Source organism: Arthrobacter sp. CJL-S3, assembly GCF_056711635.1.
Window position 1 is genome coordinate 3677272 of the sequence record NZ_CM160046.1, and the last position, 14012, is coordinate 3691283.

Genomic DNA, 14012 nt, shown 5'->3' on the forward strand with positions numbered 1-14012 from the left:
GCCCGCCGTAACGTACCCGCCGGTAGCGTTGAGAACAGTGCCTGACGCCAGTTACCCTCGATAGGGCCGGTCATTGATCCGACAATCCCGGCCATGCAACGACGCATAGTTTTTTGGGGAGGCAGCAGATTGGCTGGCATTTTTGAGATCGCCGAAGCCGGCGGGAAGAAGTACTTCTTCAAGCTCACGGCACCCGACGGCACGGTGGTCGCCGTTTCACCACTGTTCAACACGATCAAGGGCGCAGCCGCGGGCATCACCGCCGTGCGGGAGAACGCCGCCACCGGGCTGATCGTCGACAAGTCCCAGGCGCGCAGCAAGTCCGGACCCCCCAAGGTCGCCACGGGGCCCGGCGCCAGACTGGCCTGCAGCTAAATCCCGCCTCAGCCGTCGAGCCTGCTCCACGTGTCGACGTCGAGCAGGCTCGTGCGGTCCCAGGGCACCGCCCACCCCAGCTGGTCGAAGAGCTGGTTGAGGATCATCCCGGTAAAGCCCCAGACCACCACGTCGTTGACCGTAAAGGCGGGGCTCTGGAACGTCTGCCCCACACGGGTCACCGTCGCCATCACGCGGTTGTCAGGATCCAGCAGGTCCCGGACGGGAACGCGGAACACCTGGGCGGATTCGCCGTAGTCCACCACCCGCACGGGCGACTGGGAGGCCCACCAGCCCAGGACCGGGGTCACCAGGAAGTTCCCGCGGGGAAGGGCCAGTTCCGGCATCACGCCGAGGACCTCGACGCCAGCCGGATCCAGCCCGGTTTCCTCTTCCGCTTCGCGCAGGGCGGCGCCGATCACGGATTCACCCGGGTCGATGCCGCCGCCGGGGAACGCAACCTGGCCCGGATGGTCATCCAGGGTCTGGGCGCGCTGCAGCAGCAGGACATCGAGATCGGCCGGGGCGAGCTGCTTGACCGAGGCCGCCGGGACGTCATCGAGGGAGCCGAAGAGCATCAGCACCGCCGCCCGGCGGACCCGCTGGCCGGGCTCGACGACGAGTTCCCGCCAGCGCGGGTCGGCGGACGGCGCGGTGCCGGCCTCCACCGCGGCGACCAGATCGATCAGGTCCTGGCGGGCCGTCACAGCGGCCTCCTCTGGGATTCCATCCGGATTTCCGCGGCACGGTGGGTCTCCGCGAGGAGCTTGGACAGCAGCTCCTCCTGCCCCGGGGCCAGCTCATACTTCAGCAGCTTCTTCGCCTTCTCCGGGTCCGTCTCCCCCATCCCGTAGCTCGGGCACCAGTTCGCCACGGCACAGGCGCCGCAGGCCGGCCTGCGGGAATGGCACACGCGCCGGCCGTGGAACACCACCCGGTGCGAGAGCATGGTCCAGTCCCGGGGCTCGAAGAGTTCCGCGACGTCGGACTCGATCCGCACCGGGTCATCGGACTCGGTCCAGCCGAAACGCCGGGCGAGCCGGCCGAAATGGGTGTCCACGGTGATCCCGGGGACGCCGAACGCGTTGCCGAGCACCACGTTCGCGGTTTTCCGCCCGACGCCGGGAAGCGTCACCAGGTCATCCAGACGGCCCGGCACCTCGCCGTCGTACTCATCCACGAGCCGGTTGCACAGCGCCATCAGGTTCCGGGTCTTCGCGCGGAAGAACCCGGTCGGCTTGATGATGGCCTCCAGCTCGGCGGGGTCCGCCTCCGCCATGCTCCGCGCGTCGGGGTACCGGGCGAACAGCAGCGGCGTGATCTGGTTGACCGTCACATCCGTCGTCTGCGCCGACAGCACCGTGGCCACCACCAGCTCGAACGGGCTGCGGAAGTCGAGTTCGGCATGGGCGTAGGGATACTGTTCCGCGAGCGCCTTGTTGATCCGGCGGGCGCGCCGCTTCAAGCCCAGCAGTGATTCCCCCGCAGCCCGGGCGGCTGCGCTCTTCGGGCGCCGGTCCTTGGGGCCGGCGCCTTCCGTGCCCGCGCCTGTGCCCGCGCCCTTGGTGCCGGGACGTTGCGGTCCCGCGGTGGCGGGGTCTGCCGCGGCGCTGCCGGGGACTGGAAGGCTGGACTCGCTGGCCACGGGGACTGGCTAGCCGCGTTCGATGTTGCTGAGGTCGCGGAGCACGCCCACGCGGCCGTCGGTGTGCTGGACCAGGAATTCGTGGCCCCGGTCCTCCAGGGCGAGCACCCAGCCGCCGGGTTCGATCACGAAGGCTGCGACGCCGCTGTGCTCCTCGACGGCGGTGCGGGGCTGGGCGACGGCGAACCAGAAGGCCTCGTGGACGACGTGGACCTCATGTTCCTCGGGGCGGCTTGCCGGGTCGACGGTGGCGCCGATCGGTTCCTGCTGGCGCACCTGCGGGTTCACCGTGGTGGGGGCACTGTGGCCTGACGTGACGGGAACCTCGGTGGCCCGGGTCTCCTCAGCCGCCGAAGCGGCCCGGACATCCTTGGGCTGTCCGTCGGCAGGGGCCGCGGCGCCGGGGGTCACGACGGCGGCCTGGGTCTGCTCGGCCGCGGACGGCTTCGGTGCGGCCGCGGCGGGCACGATTCCCGCGACCTGGGTTTCCGGGGAACTAACGGCCGGGGCGGGCGCGGAGCCAACGACCGGGGTGGGCGCGGAGGCCCGGGCCGGTGCTTCCTGGGCCGGGGCCGGTGTTGCGGCCGCGGGGCGAACCGCCGATGCGCCGGCTGCCGCGTCTGAAGTTGCGGGGCGCGAAGTTGCCGGGCCGGCTGCTGCGGCTGCTCCCGCAGCGCCGGCAGTAGCTGCGCCTGAGGCCCCTGCGGCGCCGGACTTTCCGCCCGGCGTCATCCGCTTCGCCCAGCCGGCGACGGCGCTGGTGCCGGCGGCCTTCGGTGCGGTCTCGTTCTCGTCCTTGGCCTCTTTCGGCGCCTTGGGGGCGCGCGGCTTGCGGACGGGGACCGCCGACTCGCGGGCCACAATGTGGGCGGGGACTTCTGCTCGGTCCAGGAAGTCCCCGGCGAAGAAGGGAATCAGGCGTCCCAGCACGGTGGCCGCGAGGAGCCCGAGGGCGCCGACGAGGGCCAGCAGCATGCTGGGGACATAGGCGCCGGCGACGGCCAGGAAGAAGAACGCGACAGCGAAGGAGGCGACCACGGAGGCGAACTGGTCCACCGACAGGGAGCCGATGCGGACCTTCGTTCCGGGGCTGACGCGGCGCGCCACGAACAGGGCGGTCACAACCACCGGCAGCAGGATCCCGAGGCCCAGGAAGAACAGGCTGCCCAGGTTCCACAGGTTGTAGCGGACGGCAAACATCGGGATCAGCGAGGCCACGAAGAGAATCAGTGTCGAGCCGAACACCGTGAGGTCACGGATGGTGAACGGGCCGAGGACCGCCTGGTTCTTCTTGCCGGCCGTCTTCCCGCTCGCCTTGTCCACCGTGAAACGGGGTGCTTCCCCGAAGCCGCCGGACCGGTCCGCGCCGCCGTTGCTCTGGCTTTGGGCGGGCGGCTTAAGCTGCCCGTTTGTTTGCTCGTTCATTCGGTTCTCCTTAGCATGGCGGCACTCTGGACAGCGCCGTCTAACGGCAGGCCAAGCCGGGACCGCGAGCGGTCCCGTCGCCTCCATCGGATGTCACAATTCCATCTCAGCCTAGTCAAGTGGCCCGCCGATCACTAGCTGACAAGCCGTGGACGGCGGTACGGAACCGGGCTGCGCCAGCGCCGCCGCAGGCCGCCGAACCGCCATTCGTCGCTTAACAAACACCGCTCACGGTTCACTGTGTGACGCGGCCCACGTTGGGGACGGCTCAGGCGTTAGTGTGTATTTCGGAACAGCTCTTTGCGGTACGCCCGTGACCAGCCGACGCCCGATGACGCGCAAGCGGCGCGGCGCTGCGGCGGAACGGGTGTCCCCGCGCAGCACGGATCGATGAATGATGAGGTTCACCATGTCCCAGCAGACCCCCGGCTCCACGACGACGCAGGCTCCCCAGCGCGATGCCTTCGAAAACCTGTCGCAGGAGAACCGCAAGTTCGCCCCCTCCCCCGAGTTCGCCGCCAACGCGGTGGTCACCGCCGCGGATTATGCCGAGGCCGACGCCGACCGGCCCGCCTTCTGGGCGAAGCAGGCCCGCGAGCTGCTGACCTGGAGCAAAGACTTCAGCCAGGCCCTGGACTGGTCCACGCCGCCGTTCGCCAAATGGTTCGTCGGGGGCGAGATCAACGCCGCCTACAACGCGCTGGACCGCCACGTCGAGGCCGGGAACGGTGACCGCGTCGCCATCTACTTCGAGGGCGAACCAGGCGATACCCGCACCTACACGTACGCGCAGCTCACCGACGAGGTCAAGCGGGCCGCCAACGCCTTCGAGTCCCTCGGCGTCGCCAAGGGCGACCGCGTGGCCGTGTACCTGCCGATGATTCCCGAGGCCGTCATCACACTGCTGGCCTGCGCCCGGATCGGCGCCATCCACTCCGTGGTGTTCGGCGGTTTCTCCGCCGAGGCGCTCCGCTCCCGGATCGACGACGCCGAGGCCAAGCTTGTCGTCACCGCGGACGGCACCTACCGGCGCGGCAAGCCCAGTGCGCTCAAGCCCGCCGTCGACGAGGCCCTCGCCCATGAGGGAGATGGTAGCGGGCACACCGTGCAGAACGTCGTCGTCGTCAAGCGCAACGGCCAGAACGTCGACTGGCGCGAGGGCCGGGACCACTGGTGGGACGACACGGTCGGGACCGCCTCCGCCGAGCACACCGCCGTCGGGCATGACGCGGAGCACCCGCTCTTCATCCTGTACACCTCCGGCACCACCGGCAAGCCCAAGGGCATCCTGCACACCACCGGCGGCTACCTCGCCCAGGGCGCCTACACGCACAAGGCCGTCTTCGACCTGAAGCCGGAAACGGACGTCTACTGGTGCACGGCCGACGTCGGCTGGATCACCGGGCACTCCTACGTCGCCTACGCCCCGCTCATCAACGGCGCCACCCAGGTGATCTACGAGGGCACCCCGGACTCCCCGCACCAGGGCCGCTGGTGGGAGATCGTGGAGAAGTACAAGGTCTCCATCCTCTACACCGCCCCCACCGCCATCCGCACGTTCATGAAGTGGGGCAAGGAGATCCCCGCGAAGTCGGACCTCTCCTCGATCCGCGTCCTGGGCTCCGTCGGGGAACCCATCAACCCCGAGGCGTGGATGTGGTACCGCGAGGTCATCGGCGGCAACGCCGGCAAGAACGGCGAGCGCAAGGAAAACCCGGCCCCGATCGTGGACACCTGGTGGCAGACCGAAACCGGCGCGCAGATGATCGCGCCGCTGCCCGGCGTGACGGCCACCAAGCCCGGCTCCGCCCAGGTCCCGCTGCCCGGCATCGCCGTGGACGTCGTGGACGAACTCGGCGAGTCCGTGCCCAACGGCTCCGGCGGCTACCTCGTGATCCGCGAACCGTGGCCGGCCATGCTGCGCGGCATCTGGGGCGACCCGGAGCGCTTCAAGGAAACCTACTGGTCCCGCTTCGAGACCATGTACTTCGCCGGGGACGGCGCCAAAAAGGACGAGGACGGCGACATCTGGCTGCTCGGCCGGGTCGATGACGTGATGAACATATCCGGCCACCGGCTCTCCACCGCCGAGATCGAATCGGCGCTGGTGTCCCACCCCGCGGTGGCGGAAGCCGCCGTCGTGGGCGCCGCGGACGAGACCACCGGCCAGTCGGTCGTCGCCTTCGTGATCCTGCGCGGGGATGCCGTGGACACCGGCGACGCGATCGTCCAGGAGCTCCGGAACCATGTGGCCAAGGAGATCGGGCCGATCGCCAAGCCCAAGACCATCCTCGTCGTGCCCGAACTGCCCAAGACCCGTTCGGGCAAGATCATGCGCCGGCTGCTCAAGGACGTCGCGGAAGGACGCGAAGTCGGCGACGCCACGACCCTGGCCGACAACACCGTGATGGCCAAGATCGCGCTCTCGCTGCGTAAGTGAGCGGGCACCCGGTCCGGGCCGGCCAAGGCAGGACGTTGCAGCGATGACGGATGCCTGTGACGTGCTGGTGGTCGGCGCCGGCCTGGCCGGGCTGCAGTGCGGCCGGGAGCTGCAGGCCGCCGGGCGCGAGGTGCAGGTGTGGGAGGCCTCCGACGACGTCGGAGGCCGGATCCGGACCGACCGGGTCGACGGCTTCCTGGTGGACCGCGGGTTTCAGGTGCTGAATCCCGCCTACCCCGCGGTCCGCCGCTGGGTCGACGTCGAGGCCCTGGCGCTGCAGTCCTTCGGCGCCGGCCTCCGGGTCCGCCGCCAGGACTCCCTCGCCGTCCTCGCCCACCCCGTGCGCGAGCCCGGCCTGATCCTGCAGACCCTGCGCAGCGGACTGCTGCACCCCCGCTCCGCTGCGGGCCTGCTGCGCTGGGCCGCCCCGGCGTTCGCCGGTCACCGGCGGCACCGCGGCGGCGACGTTGCGCTGCGGCATGCCCTGGACCGGGCCGGATGCACCGGCGACCTCCGCCGGGCCGTGGACCAGTTCCTCGCCGGCGTCCTGCTCGAAGACGAGGGCAGTACCTCCAACGACTTCGCGCTGCAGCTGGTGCGGGTCTTTGCGACCGGGGTACCCGGGCTGCCGCGCGACGGCATGCAGGCCCTCCCCCGGCAGCTGGCGGACACCCTCACCGCCCCCGTCCGCACCTCGACCCGGGTGGACTCGATCACCCCGGACGGGGACGCGTTCCTCGTCACCGCCGCGGATTCCCGGCTCCGGGCCCGCCACGTGGTCCTTGCCGCCGATCCGGTCAGCGCCGCCCGGCTGGCCGGCGGCGCCCTGCCGGCCATGAAGGGGGTACTGACGCACTGGTTCGCTGCCGACACGGCCCCCAGCGCGGTGGACATGCTCCACGTAGATGCCCGCGCGCAGCCGGGCGGGCCGCTGGTCAACGCGGCCGTCATCTCCAACGCGGCGCCGAGCTACGCCCCCGCCGGGCGGCACCTGATCCAGACCTCCGCGCTACTGGGCCCGGGCCGGCCGGTCCCGACCGACGACGACGTCCGCCGCCACGCCGCGGACCTCTTCGGCTCCTCCACGTCCGGCTGGGAGCAGGTGGCGCGGCATGAGGTTCCGCAGGCCCTGCCCCTGCAGACGCCGCCGCTGCGGTCCCGGCAGCCGATGGAGGGCCCGTCCGGGCTGGTCATCTGCGGGGACCACCGGGAGACGGCGTCCATTAACGGTGCGCTCGTCAGCGGCCACCGCGCCGCCCTCGCCATCTTCGGACGGCCGCGGTGACCTTTTCCGTGTCGCGCCGGATCGCCGCGCCCGCGGAGGATGTCTGGGCGCTACTCACCGACACCGGGACGTGGCCGGCCTGGGGGCCTTCGATCACCGCCGTGGAGCCGGCCGGAATCACCGCCGGGCCACCGGGCGGGCCGGCAGCCGGGACTGCCGCCGGGCCCACAGACGGAGGGCCACCAACCGGGCCCGCCGCCTGCCCTGCCGCCGGGCCCGCATCCGGAGGGCTGGCGCCGGGCAGCCGCGGCAGGGTGCGCACCGTCCTGGGCGCGGCGCTGCCGTACACCGTGACAGCGGTCGAGCCCGGACGCTACTGGTCCTGGTCCGTCGCCGGGATCCCGGCCACGGGGCACCGGGTCGTTCCGTACGACGGCGGCTGCCTCGTCACGTTCACGGTCCCGTGGTGGGCACCGGCCTACCTTCCGGTGTGCGCCCTCGCGCTGCGCCGGATCGAGCGGCTCGCGACCCGTTAGGGATTCGGGCCGCCGCCGCTCGGCCCTGGGGCCTCAGCCGCCGGAGCAGGCCGCGACCAGGACCACCTCGAAGCTCGTGGCCGCGGGGGTGGCGAACTTCGCGTTGACCAGGGCGAGAGTGTCGCCGAACAGCGCCGCCGTCGTCGGGACGTCGAAGTCCTTGCTGGTGATGACCTCCTGCACCTCGCCCTTGCCCAGCGACCCGTTCAACTCGATCCGGCTGACCTGATTGCTGAAGTTCTGGACGGCCCAGAGCGTGTCGTCACGGACGAGGATGCCGTCCACGTTCGTCACGGCGACCGGGGCCCCGGAGGAGTCCGTGACCTTGATCAGCTTGTTCGATCCGTCGTCCGGGTCCACGGTGTAAAGGGCGCCGCGGGCGAAGTGGGCGACGATCAGCCGGTCGCCGTCGTCGGCGGCGGCGATGCCGTTGAGGTTGAACCCCTCATCCACGGTCCCGGCGGGCGCCTCGAGCTCCAGGGTCCGGGCGTCGCCCGGCTTCCCGTCGCGGCTGACCGGGATCCGGTAGAGCTCACCGGCCCGGGAGTTAGTGAACCACGCGCCGTCGTCGGTCAGGGCGACGTCGTTGATGAAGCTGGCACCGGCCGGGGCCAGATCGTAGACTTTCACGGTCTTCCTCGTCTCCAGGTCATAGACATAGGCCTGACCGGTGGCTCCCCCTGCGACGAAGAGCAGGTCGTTGTCCCGGTCGACCTTCATGCCAACCGCGGCCCGGCCCTCCGGCGCCGTGATGAACAGTTTTGCGGTGCCTTTTTCGATGTCTCCCCGGAAGATGTTCCCGTTGAGCAGGTCGCCGGCGAAAAACGTGTCGCCGTCGCCCGCGGCGATGCCTTCAGCGCCGGTGGCGCCGGGGAGTCTGATGACCGGAGACCGGTCATCACGGTCCGTGCCGGAAGCCGTGGCCAGAGGCGCCGGCACGAGGAACGCCGCAAGGGCGAGGATGCCCACAGCGGCCCTGCGGATTGATTTTCCTGCATGAATGTTGCGCATGATGTGCTCCGAAATCGGGCTTTCCGCGCGAGCTGACCGGTACGGGAGCTCCGCACGGTTGTCCTTTCAGTTTAAGCAGGCGTGCCGGTGCGGACCAGCGCCGGCCGGGCTGCGGCACCCTCTCCCGGGGCGGTCATCCAGGTGCCGTTTCCGCCGCCGGCGCGGCAGCCCGCGACGCAACGCGATACATTGGCAGGCATGAGCGAAGCCACCCCCGCCGGCGCCGGCCGCGGCACCATCCTGGTCCTCAACGGACCCAACCTGAACCTGCTCGGCACCCGCGAACCCGAGAAATACGGCACCGCCACCCTGGCCGACGTCGAACAGCTCGCCAAGGACACCGGCGCGGCGCACGGACTCGACGTCGAGTGCTTCCAGTCGAACCACGAGGGTGCCCTCGTGGACGCGATCCACGCCGCCCGCGGCAGGGCCGTCGGCATCGTCATCAACGCCGGCGCCTACACGCACACCTCGGTGGCGATCCGGGACGCCATCTCCGCGGTGCAGCTACCCGCCGTCGAGGTCCACATCACGAACGTCCACGCCCGCGAGGCCTTCCGGCACCATTCCTACCTCTCGGACATCAGCAAGGCCGTGATCGCCGGGGCCGGGATCCTGGGCTACCGGTTCGCCGTCGAGTACCTCGCCGGGCTGCAGGCCAGCCGGGACTGAGCATGTCCCCCGTTGATCCCGGCAGTACCGGCTCCCGTTCCGGGGACCCGGCCGCCACGGAAACGCGCGGCGCGGAGTCCGCCACGGCGCAGTGGTACCGGCACTTCGGCACCGTCGACGCGCCCGGCAACTCCGACTGCTACGCCGCCTGGTCGGTGGGCATCGCGGAGGACCCGGAGCTGCTCCGGCGGATCGACGAGTGGCCGTACAACAAGCGCCAGCCGCTGCTGATGCTCGCGGCCGCCCGCTTCCTCGGCGCGCAAATCAGCCCCTACCCGGACTTCCGGGCGTTCCTGGACGCGCACTGGGAGGACGTGTCCCGGACCGTGCTCGCCCGCGCCACCCAGACCAACGAGGCCGGGCGCTGCGCCACGCTGCTGCCGTCCCTGGCGCAGATCGCCGCCGACGGCGGGCGTCCGCTGGCGCTCATCGAGGTCGGGGCCTCGGCCGGGCTGGCGCTGTTCCCGGACCGCTACGGCTACGAGTACGACGCCGGTCCCGGGCTCACGCGGCTGGCCCCGGCCGGCGCCGCCGCCGGCACCTACCCGGTCCTGGGCTGCACCGTCACCGGGCCGGTCCCGCTGCCGGCGGAGCTGCCGCGGGTGGTCTGGCGGGCCGGGATCGACCTCAATCCCCTCGACATCCGGAATCCCGACGACGTCGCGTGGCTGGAGGCGCTGATCTGGCCCGAGCAGGATTTCCGCCGTGAACGGCTGCGCCGGGCGATCGCGATCGCCCAGGCCGATCCGCCCCTCCTCGTGGCCGGGGACCTCAACGACCAGCTCCCCGCCCTGGCGGCGCGGGCGCCGTCGGACGCCACCCTGGTGGTCTTCCACAGCGCGGTCATGGCCTACCTCGACGCGGAGGCGCGGGACCGGTTCCGGACCACCATGGCGCGGCTCGCCGTCGACCGCGGCTGCCACTGGCTGTCCAACGAAGGACACACGGTGATCATCCAGGCGGACGGCTCCAGTGTGGTCCCCGAGATGGACGAGTCCCGGCTCCGCGGCCGCTTCCTGCTGCTGCACAACGGCAGGCCCACTGCGATCACCGGCCCGCACGGCCAGAGCCTGGAATGGCTTTAGCGGGCCGACACCCTGACGCCGGCTGCGGCCGCTGCTGCTTCCGGATGCACTGTCAGTTCTGGATGCACTGGCCCGGGGAGACGGCATCGCCCAGGCCCGCTGCCCGGGCGGCCACCGGTCCCAGATCCGTCATCGTGATGGCGTAGCCGAGCGAGGATTCCCCCGTGGCTTTCGCGAAAATCACTCCCGCCACCTGGCCGTCGGTGGTCAGCAGCGGGCCTCCCGAGTTGCCCGGCTGGACGTCCCCGGCGATCCGGTACACGTCCTCCGGCGCGGGGTTGTTGCCGTAGATGTCCGGGACCAGCACCGTCGCGATGTCCTGCACGGTGGCCGGCCGGGACTGGAAGGGCCCGCCGTGGGGGTACCCGGAGAACGCTGCCGGGCTGCCGGCCGGCAGGTCGGAGCTGAGCGGCAGCGGGGCGGAGCGCAGCCCGTCCACGGCCACCACGGCGAGGTCATGCTGGGCGTCGAAGTACACCACGCGCCCGGGCAGGGCGCCGCCGCCGGGAATCTCCACCACCGGTTCCGGCACGCCGGCGACCACGTGGGCGTTCGTGACGACCCGGCCCGGCGACACCACAAACCCGGTTCCGGTCTGGTTCTGGCCGCACTGGTAGGCGGTTCCCGCGATCTTCAGGACCGACGCCGCGGCCCGGTTCAGGGCGGGCGTGTCGGTGCTGGCGTCCGGGACCGGCACCGGCTGGCCCTGCCCGATGCCCTCGAACAGCGTCGGGATGCCGTTGCCGATCACGGCGGAGCGCAGCTGGGCCATGGAGGTTTTCAGCGGCACGGGGGTCGCGCCGTCGATGAAGCGGATCACCTTAGACTCGGCGAGCGGCTGGGACACGAAGGGCACGCCGAGCGCCCCGATGCTGAAGGCCAGCATCGACATGACCAGGGCGGAGACGACGACGTTGACGCCGCCGCCGGCCAGCCGGTCCATGGACCGGAGCGGGCGGATCCGCACGACGCTGCGGATCCGGCGTCCGATGGCGGTGCCCAGGCCGTGCCCCAGGACCATCAGCAGCACGGCGGCGGCAATGATCGCCGTGAGGCGCCAGCCGCTGTCCTCGACCAGGCCGCTGACGATGGGGACGGACACAAACGCGGCCACGGCCCCCGCGGCGAAGCCGGCGATGCCGCCGACGGTGACCAGGAAGCCGTTGCGCAGGCCGTGGAACAGGTAGGACAGCAGCGTCACGAGCAACACGAGGTCCAAGATGGTCAAGCCGAACACCAATGCTCCTTACAGGCAGGTAAGCCCCAATTCTACCGGCGCCGGCTGACAGTTTCCCGAGCGCGGGCGGCGCCCGGAGCCGGCCCCGTTCTCCCGTTTGATCCCTGCCTGTCACGTCGTTTGGCGCGTTTCGGTGCCAAGTACGTCACAGACGCGCCAAAATTCTGAAACAATGGCTGAAGCGCCCCAGCCGACACAGTTTTAGTCAGGAGATTTCATGGATATCGAGGTATTGCGCCGCGCACCCCTTTTCGCCACGCTCGACGACGAGGCGTTCCGTCTGCTGACGGACGAACTCACCGAGGTGGACCTCTCACGCGGAGCCTCGGTATTCCGGGAAGGCGACCAGGGCGACCAGCTCTATTTCATCGTCTCCGGCAAGGTCAAGCTCGGACGCACGTCCCCGGACGGCCGGGAGTCGCTGCTGGCCATCCTCGGCCCGGGCGAGCTCTTCGGCGAAATGGCACTGTTCGATCCGAGCCCGCGTACCGCCACGGCAACGGCCGTCTCGGAAACCCGCCTGGCCGGGCTGAAGAATGAGAGCCTCAACGCCCTGCTGCGCACCCGCCCGGAAGTTTCGGCGCAGCTGCTGCAGGCCCTGGCCCGCCGCCTGCGCCGCACCAACGATTCCCTGTCCGACCTGGTCTTCTCCGACGTTCCCGGCCGCGTGGCCAAGGCGCTGCTGGACCTGGCGGACCGCTTCGGCCGTCCCGCGACCGACGGCGTCCTGGTGGCCCACGAGCTCACGCAGGAGGAACTGGCCCAGCTGGTCGGAGCCTCCCGCGAAACGGTCAACAAGGCCCTCGCCGAATTCGTGCAGCGCGGCTGGCTGCGCCTGGAGGCCCGCGCCGTCGTCATCCTCGACATGCAGCGCCTCCGCCAGCGCTCCCGCTAAGCCTGTTTGGCAGCACCACGAAGGCCGGCCCGTGAAAACGGCGCCGGCCTTCGGCGTTTAAGCCTGCCGCCCGCCCCGCGGGAGGACATGCCCATTCCCGCGCTCCGGCCCCGCGGGACATGCCCAGTCCTGGCTGCAGCGGGTGGTCACAATGCCATCATGCCCACGGGACCGGCCCAGGAGGGGGCATGCCCAGTCGCGCGCGGATAGAGCGGAGGGCATGCTCATTCCTAATGTCGAGTCACGCGGGACATGTCCAGCGGCCGACGGGTAGAGCGGAGGGCATGCTCATTCCTGGCTGCGAGCCCCGCGGGACATGTTCAGCGGCCGACGGGTAGAGCGGAGGGCATGCTCATTCCTGGCTGCGAGCCCCGCGGGACATGTTCAGCGGCTGACGGGTAGAGCGGAGGGCATGCTCGTTCATAGCTTCGAGCCACGCGGGACATGCCCATTTTGCGCGGCAAAGGCTGGGCACAATGCCAGTATGTCCACGGGTTCGGCTCAGCGGAGAGCATGTCCAGCGGCGGAGCGGGATGGGCTGCGAGAGTGTCAGCGTTCGCGCTGGGGTTCGCCGGCGACGGTCTTGGCCGCCTCGACCTCGAGCATGAGCTGGCCGTCTTCCTCGACGAGTTTCGGCTGGTAGACGTGGGCCTTGCGCTTGTAGCTCAGGTAGGCGATACAGCCGTTCGCGGCGGCCATCTTCTCGAGCATGATCTCCGAGCCGGGCACCAGCAGCTGGCCGAGGGTGCGCCCGACCGTGTTCTCCTGGCCCACCTCATCGCCGAGCGCGGAGGTGTTCCGTTCCTCGATGACCCTGCGGACGCACACCCAGCGGCCCCACACACCCTTGCTGGCCAGCAGCGACGGCTGCTGGTTCATCGGGACCGTGGCCGCGAAATAGCGGGTGTTGAAGCGGCGGTGCGCGAAGTCCGGGCTGAGCCAGTTGACCAGGGGCTTGAGCAGGTCCGTCCGCACCGAGAGGCCGCGTTTGGCGAGCACGTCCGTGAAGGACTTCTCCTGGTCCGCGACCGCCACCCGGGCGCGCATCCACTCGGCGCTCGACGTTGCCTCCACCGTGGTGGACAGGTCCGGTCCGGCCAGCAGGACGCCGGTTTCCTCAAACAGCTCACGGATGGCGCCCACCACGTGGCGGCGGGCCAGGCCGATGTCGGCCGTCCCCATCTGCTCGGCCCAGTGCTGCGGCGAGGGGCCCAGCCAGCCGACGGCGTCGTCGTCGGAGGCCTCCAGCGACCCGCCCGGAAAGGCGAGCACACCCAGCGGCGAGGACCCGGGCCGGTAGCCCAGCCAGGTCTCCAGGCCCGTGGGCGAGTCGCGCAGGAGCACGACCGAGGACGCGAACCGGGCCGCGCGGGGGGTCCGTTCGCCGTGTTCAAGCCAGCTGCGGGCCGCCCCCTCAAGATCCGGGGGAAGGGCAAACAGGCGTCGGGCTAACTGGGGCACGGGAA

13 protein-coding genes are annotated in these 14012 nt (G+C 70.7%); 7 read left to right on the forward strand and 6 right to left on the reverse strand.

Going from position 1 to position 14012, the window contains the following annotated elements; translation table 11 throughout:
* The first annotated feature begins 129 nt into the window (after window positions 1–129).
* Window positions 130–375 carry a YegP family protein gene (locus AC06G6_RS16865; protein WP_479823950.1) on the forward strand — a complete coding sequence of 82 codons (246 nt, stop codon included), beginning with the start codon at window positions 130–132 and terminating at the stop codon, window positions 373–375.
* Between the two features lie 8 nt (window positions 376–383).
* On the opposite strand, the gene AC06G6_RS16870 is transcribed toward AC06G6_RS16865, so the two are convergent.
* The 3 genes from AC06G6_RS16870 to AC06G6_RS16880 all read right to left on the reverse strand — a co-directional run bounded on the left by AC06G6_RS16870 (window position 384) and on the right by AC06G6_RS16880 (window position 3445).
* A complete protein-coding gene (locus AC06G6_RS16870) occupies window positions 384–1082 on the reverse strand; it encodes an NUDIX hydrolase (protein WP_479823952.1) in 699 nt (232 codons plus the stop codon).
* Window positions 1079–1849, reverse strand: a complete 771-nt coding sequence (nth, locus tag AC06G6_RS16875; RefSeq protein ID WP_479828734.1) for an endonuclease III — start codon at window positions 1847–1849, stop codon at window positions 1079–1081. The genes AC06G6_RS16870 and nth overlap by 4 nt, the downstream gene beginning before the upstream one ends.
* A gap of 180 nt (window positions 1850–2029) precedes the next feature.
* Window positions 2030–3445: a hypothetical protein gene (locus AC06G6_RS16880; protein WP_479823954.1), complete on the reverse strand. Its 1416-nt coding sequence runs from the start codon at window positions 3443–3445 to the stop codon at window positions 2030–2032.
* 409 nt (window positions 3446–3854) lie between these two features.
* On the opposite strand from AC06G6_RS16880, the gene acs reads away from it, so the two are divergent.
* From acs to AC06G6_RS16895, 3 genes are read left to right on the forward strand one after another with little or no spacing between them, the layout of a single operon-like run.
* A complete protein-coding gene (gene acs, locus AC06G6_RS16885; protein ID WP_479828735.1) occupies window positions 3855–5885 on the forward strand; it encodes an acetate--CoA ligase in 2031 nt (676 codons plus the stop codon).
* Window positions 5886–5928: 43 nt separating this feature from the next.
* Window positions 5929–7170 (forward strand): protoporphyrinogen/coproporphyrinogen oxidase, encoded by a 1242-nt coding sequence (locus tag AC06G6_RS16890; protein ID WP_479823956.1) that lies wholly within the window; start codon window positions 5929–5931, stop codon window positions 7168–7170.
* A complete protein-coding gene (locus tag AC06G6_RS16895) occupies window positions 7167–7646 on the forward strand; it encodes an SRPBCC family protein (protein WP_479823958.1) in 480 nt (159 codons plus the stop codon). Before AC06G6_RS16890 ends, AC06G6_RS16895 begins: the two co-directional genes overlap by 4 nt.
* 33 nt (window positions 7647–7679) lie before the next feature.
* On the opposite strand, the gene AC06G6_RS16900 is transcribed toward AC06G6_RS16895, so the two are convergent.
* A complete protein-coding gene (locus AC06G6_RS16900; RefSeq protein ID WP_479823960.1) occupies window positions 7680–8657 on the reverse strand; it encodes an SMP-30/gluconolactonase/LRE family protein in 978 nt (325 codons plus the stop codon).
* 198 nt (window positions 8658–8855) lie between these two features.
* Here AC06G6_RS16900 and aroQ point away from each other — a divergent pair, with 198 nt between their 5' ends.
* The gene (gene aroQ / locus AC06G6_RS16905) at window positions 8856–9329 is read left to right on the forward strand and encodes a type II 3-dehydroquinate dehydratase (protein WP_307461535.1); all 474 of its coding nucleotides are present in this window, start codon (window positions 8856–8858) and stop codon (window positions 9327–9329) included.
* 2 nt (window positions 9330–9331) lie between these two features.
* A complete protein-coding gene (locus tag AC06G6_RS16910) occupies window positions 9332–10414 on the forward strand; it encodes a DUF2332 domain-containing protein (RefSeq protein WP_479823965.1) in 1083 nt (360 codons plus the stop codon).
* A 52-nt stretch (window positions 10415–10466) separates the two neighbouring features.
* On the opposite strand, the gene AC06G6_RS16915 is transcribed toward AC06G6_RS16910, so the two are convergent.
* Window positions 10467–11651, reverse strand: coding sequence for a MarP family serine protease (locus AC06G6_RS16915; RefSeq protein ID WP_479823967.1), 1185 nt, complete (start codon window positions 11649–11651; stop codon window positions 10467–10469).
* 217 nt (window positions 11652–11868) lie between these two features.
* Here AC06G6_RS16915 and AC06G6_RS16920 point away from each other — a divergent pair, with 217 nt between their 5' ends.
* On the forward strand, window positions 11869–12546 hold the full coding sequence (locus tag AC06G6_RS16920; RefSeq protein ID WP_011693220.1) for a Crp/Fnr family transcriptional regulator: 678 nt from the start codon (window positions 11869–11871) through the stop codon (window positions 12544–12546).
* Between the two features lie 549 nt (window positions 12547–13095).
* Here AC06G6_RS16920 and AC06G6_RS16925 read toward each other — a convergent pair.
* The gene (locus tag AC06G6_RS16925; protein ID WP_479823969.1) at window positions 13096–14007 is read right to left on the reverse strand and encodes an NUDIX hydrolase; all 912 of its coding nucleotides are present in this window, start codon (window positions 14005–14007) and stop codon (window positions 13096–13098) included.
* Window positions 14008–14012 lie beyond the last annotated feature (5 nt).